The sequence below is a fragment of the bacterium genome, assembly GCA_030654305.1.
GTDB lineage: Bacteria > Krumholzibacteriota > Krumholzibacteriia > LZORAL124-64-63 > LZORAL124-64-63 > PNOJ01.
The window spans coordinates 1-4,514 of the sequence record JAURXS010000334.1 but is presented as its reverse complement, the minus strand read 5'-3'; the positions used below and the strand labels follow the sequence as shown (position 1 = coordinate 4,514).

Genomic DNA, 4,514 nt, shown 5'->3' with positions numbered 1-4,514 from the left:
TCCTCGCCGTTGAAGACGAACAGGCCGGTGGTCGCCGAGAGCACGATCTCCGGCCGACCGTCGTCGTCGACGTCCGCCACCAGCGGCGGGCCCGTCCAGTCGGCCGCCGTGCCGTCGGCGTTGCGACCGACGGCGAACAGGCCGGGCTCGAGGGCGATCTCGTGGAAGTCCGACAGGTCGCTGCGGAAGGCCAGGACGCGCCCGCCGTCGGCGGCGGTCACGATCTCGAGCGTGCCGTCGGCCGGCCAGTCCAGGTCGGCGGCCACCAGGTGCCTGCCACGCAGGTCGCGGCCCGGCAGGTCGCGCACCGCCGCGGGTTCCGCGCTACCGGACAGGGGTTCGCGCGAACAGCGGAACTCCAGCCAAGGAGCGTAGCGGATGACCTCTTCGGTCTCCCCGGGCGCGACGTGGGTCGAGTCCCGCACGACGTCGGTGAACCCATCCAGCAGGATCCCGGTGGCCAGGCCGGACGCCGTGACCGTCGCGGGCCGGGTGTCCGGCCCGAACCGCGTCGCCCCCTCGCCGCGGAAGCTGTCGTGGTCGCCGCCCAGGAACCAGGCGCTCGGCGCGTTGTCATCGAGATCCTGGATGCCGTCGGCCTCTTCGAGGTCCACGGACTTGTGGGCCGGATCGGCGTTGTAGAGGTTGCCCTCGGCGCCGGCGGCCGCGCGGATCACGGACTCGTCGACGTGCCAGACGTAGAGCCCGCTGCCGGCGCCCTTGACGCCGAGCGCGCGGGCCTGGTTCTCGCTCATGAAGAAGTCGAACTCGGCGCCGTCGAGCCATTCACGCTGGTCCGTCGCGGGGTCGTACCAGCTCGTGGGCGTGCCGTCACCGTAGGCCGAGTCGGCGTCGTAGTAGTCGGGGGTGTTGTTGCCGTTCAGGTCGCCCGGTAACGAGAAGATGCCGTTGCCGTCGGGGTCCTGCTGCCGGTATTCGACCAGCCAGTATTCCTGGGGCGCGATCTCCACGCGGGCCAGCGTGGAATCGGCGGCCGGGAACTCGGCAGGGTACAGTCGCTGGACGCCGCCCGTCCCGGGATCGACCGGGTAGGGCTCGAGCCAGCCCATGAGCATTTTGTTGAATGCGCAGGGCAGGGCGGGGATGTACCCCGCGGCCGTGAACAGCCCGTAGCCCATCAGGCAGAACTCGCCGACGCCCTGGCTGTCGGGGCGGCCGGCGGGCGTGAAGTCGCTCAGCGAGAGCATGCCCAGCCGCAATCCCACTTCGAAGCAGTAGACGCCGAGCGAGCCGAAGTAGCCCTGGAAGCTGCCGACCGGATCCTGGAACTCGTTCTCGGGCAGGATGAGCACGTGGTCGACCAGGGCGAAGCCGCCGCCCGGCAGCGGGTCGTCCGTCGGCAATCCGGGCTCCGTGAGGAGGCCTTCCTCGACGGCGAGCGCGAAGTCCTCGGGCCCCAGGTAGCCGCTGTAGATCTGCTCGGGCGAATCGCCCAGGATGTCGGTCTCCTCGCCGGCTCCGGCGTGGACGATCACCACCGTGTCGTAGCGCGAGAAGTCGACGCCGGCGTCCAGCGATGCGAGGACGTCGCGCGCCAGCAGCACCTTCTGCTCCCCCTCGTCGGGGTGGTTCCCGTACCAGGACATCGGCGACGCCAGGTTGGCCACCTCCGGATGGACACGGTAGCGGAACTCGAAACGATCGCCGCTGGCCACGCGGTAGAAGGAGCGCACGTCGGCAAACTGGTGGTCGTAGTAGAGAGCGTCGTGGGCCGTGTAGTAGGGGTCGCTCTGCCGGGGCGGCGGGAAGCCCTCCAGGTCGCGCCCGTAGAACAGGCTGTCGGCGAAGTCGCACATCAGGACCGCGGCCACCAGGCTGTCCGGGGCCGCCCGTCCCGCCAACCGTGCGGCCTGCAGCGCCGGTGAACCGTCGCGTCCCAGCCGCGCCGCCTTGTCGCCGACGAGCCGCTCGACCACCTGACGGTCGGCCGTTTGAGCCGACACCGGTGCGCCACGGAACGGAGCGTCGGCCCGCGCCGGCCCGCCGCCGGCGACGGCGACCAAACCCAGGCAGACGCACAGCAACGACCGGGTCATCCCGACCGACTTGCCGGAGGCGACGTGGCGATCGACGGCCAGGCTCATGAGGTTCGACTTTCGCATGCGGGTTGGCTCCGGGAGCCGGCAGGGCCGGCGGGAACGCGGAGTATAGGTGCGCGTGACACAACCGTCAACGAACGGCCCCGCCGGAAACACGGCGGGGCCGGGGATCGAACGCCGCCACCCCTGATTGGCATCGTCGTCACCCCTGCCCCGCCGTTCGACGTCGGTGATCATCGGCCGACCGGTTCGGATACCCGTTCCCCTTCAGGCGCCAACCTCTTCAAGGATCAGGTCCTCGCCGGTCTGCCGACACGATGGGGGGATCCGATCACCTCCGACATCCGCGGGCGTCAGCGCCCTCTGCTCCTCGACTTGCTCGACTGCCCGGACTGTCCGGACTGTCCGGATTGGCCGGACGAACCGCTGCGCGCGCCGCCATCGCTCTGCTGCGTGCCGGACTGCGCGTCCCGGCTCTCGCGTGCGGGTCGCGACTGCACGCTGCCCGCGTCCCGGGAGCCCGCGTCGCTCTTGCCCGACGGGCGTTCCTTGACCGCCGGCGGCGGATCGGAACGGCTCCCGCTCGTGCGCGGCGTCACGGCCGAGGCGGGGCGGTCGGGCGCCTTGCGCTCTTCGGTGCGACCGCCGCTCCACAGACGGGGTCCCTTGGTGCGGGGTTCGACGGGGCGGACCGCGCCCCGGTCGGCATCGCCCTGGTCGCGACGCGGCACCGGTCGGACGGCGCGATCGCCGGCCTCGTCGCCCTTGCCGCGGACGGCCGGCGCCGGCCTGAGGTCGCCGGTCGTGCGGCCGTCCCGCCCGGCCTGGGGGCGCACCTGGGTGCCCGCCGCGCCGCCGGTCGACGCACCGGGCCTGGTCACGGCTTCCCCGCGGCTGCCCGTCGTGGCGCCGGAACGGCCCGGCACCCGGATGCCCGGCGTGCGGTCTTCGCGGGTCCGCGGCGCGAAGGTCTGGGACGACCGCTGCATCGCCGGCACGTCGCGGAACCGCGCTCCGTCCCGGTCTCCGTCACGCACCCCTGCCTTGCGCGAGGCCATCCGGTCGCTCACCTCGCGGTCGGGCCGCGGGCTCTTCACCAGGCCGGAGGGGTGGTGCTCACTGCCCTCGGACTCGCCCCGCTTCAGGCGCAGATCCTTGCCGAGCGGACGGTAACGGCGTTCGCCGTCCTTGTACCGCGTCCAGACGTCGCCCCGGCCGCGGGGGGAATAGTTCCAGACGTAGCAGTCGCGGTCCCAGCCCCAGCCCTGGTTGACGGGCCACGAGTACCAGGGGCGGTACCAGTAGTTGATCCAGGGATTCCAGGTCCAGGGATCGACGTAGTAGTAGACGGGGTAGTAGTAGGCCGGGTAGTAGCCGTAACGGACGTACCAATCGTTGTCCCAGCGGTAGTCGTGGTGGATCGTGACCACGCAGGTGTCCCGGTACGGCTCGTAGCCCTGCCCGCCGTCGTGGCACTGGTTGCAGAGGTACCGCGGGTGTTCGACGCGCCGGTGGACGTACCAGCTCACGTAGTTCGTGGCCACGTAGTCCTCGGGGTTCTCCAGGCCCGTGACGGCGAAGTTCACCTCGTTCATCGCCAGGAAGGGGTCGCCGGCGACGAAGTACGCGAAATCGCGCGCGCGGTCCGTCTCGTGGTGGAAGTCGACCTCGAGGTCCCGCAGATCGAACGGGTAGGCGGAGACGACGGCCTCGACGTACTCGACGCCCTCGTCGTCGGCCGCGAGAATCCGCGGCGAGCCCGGCCCGGGCAGGTTGTAGGTGTGGGTGCCGAACACGAAACCGTCGTCCAGCCGGCTGCGCGGCCAGAGGATCGTCACCAGGCCGTCGGTGTCGATGCGGTAGACCACGACGTACGCATCCTGGTTCGTCTCGAAATGGACGCGCACCGACTCGCCGCGCTTGTAGACCTCGTCCTGCTGGCGGTCGTGCCAGACGTTCACGCGCAGCGGCTGCTGCTCGTAGCCCTGCCAGCCGTCGGCGACCGCCGGTTGCTGGGCGCGAGCCGAGGCGAAGCCGAGGGCGAGCGCCAAGGCGCCCAGCAGCCAGAGCAGAGCCAGCCGGGGGGCGCGATCCCGTCGCGCCGCCGTCCGCACGTCCGTGTTGTTCGTCTTCCTAGTCATGACCGGACCTCCTTCCGGGTCAGCGCCTTCAGAAACGGATGAGTTCGCCGTGGGGAGCGCCGGTGCGGCGCCCGCCCGTGACGACCTTCAGCTCGGGATTCCCTTCGTCCACCTGGTAGGCCCAGTCGATCTCGACGGCCGCCGCCGTGATCGCGTAGACGTAGAATTTCGCGTAATGGACGTTGTGCTCGGGGTCCACGACGATCGCCACGGCGTAGACGTGGCCCTCGATCAGAACCGCGATGCCGATGGCTGAGTACCCGGACGTCGGGGCCTCGTCGACGGCGGAGCAGGAGTTCGTCCCGAGATCCTG

At 70.8% G+C, this 4,514-nt stretch carries 3 protein-coding genes; all 3 read right to left on the bottom strand.

Annotation, left to right across the window (positions count from 1 at the left end; genetic code table 11):
* Positions 1 to 2,123 (bottom strand): hypothetical protein (locus tag Q7W29_09665; GenBank protein ID MDO9172086.1); only part of this gene is annotated, 2,123 nt, incomplete at its 3' end.
* Positions 2,124 to 2,413: 290 nt separating this feature from the next.
* Complete coding sequence (locus Q7W29_09660; GenBank protein ID MDO9172085.1) at positions 2,414 to 4,201, bottom strand: DUF4384 domain-containing protein; 1,788 nt, start codon at positions 4,199 to 4,201, stop codon at positions 2,414 to 2,416.
* 28 nt (positions 4,202 to 4,229) lie between these two features.
* Positions 4,230 to 4,514, bottom strand: a 285-nt coding sequence (locus tag Q7W29_09655; protein ID MDO9172084.1) for a hypothetical protein, incomplete at its 5' end; no start/stop codon positions are given.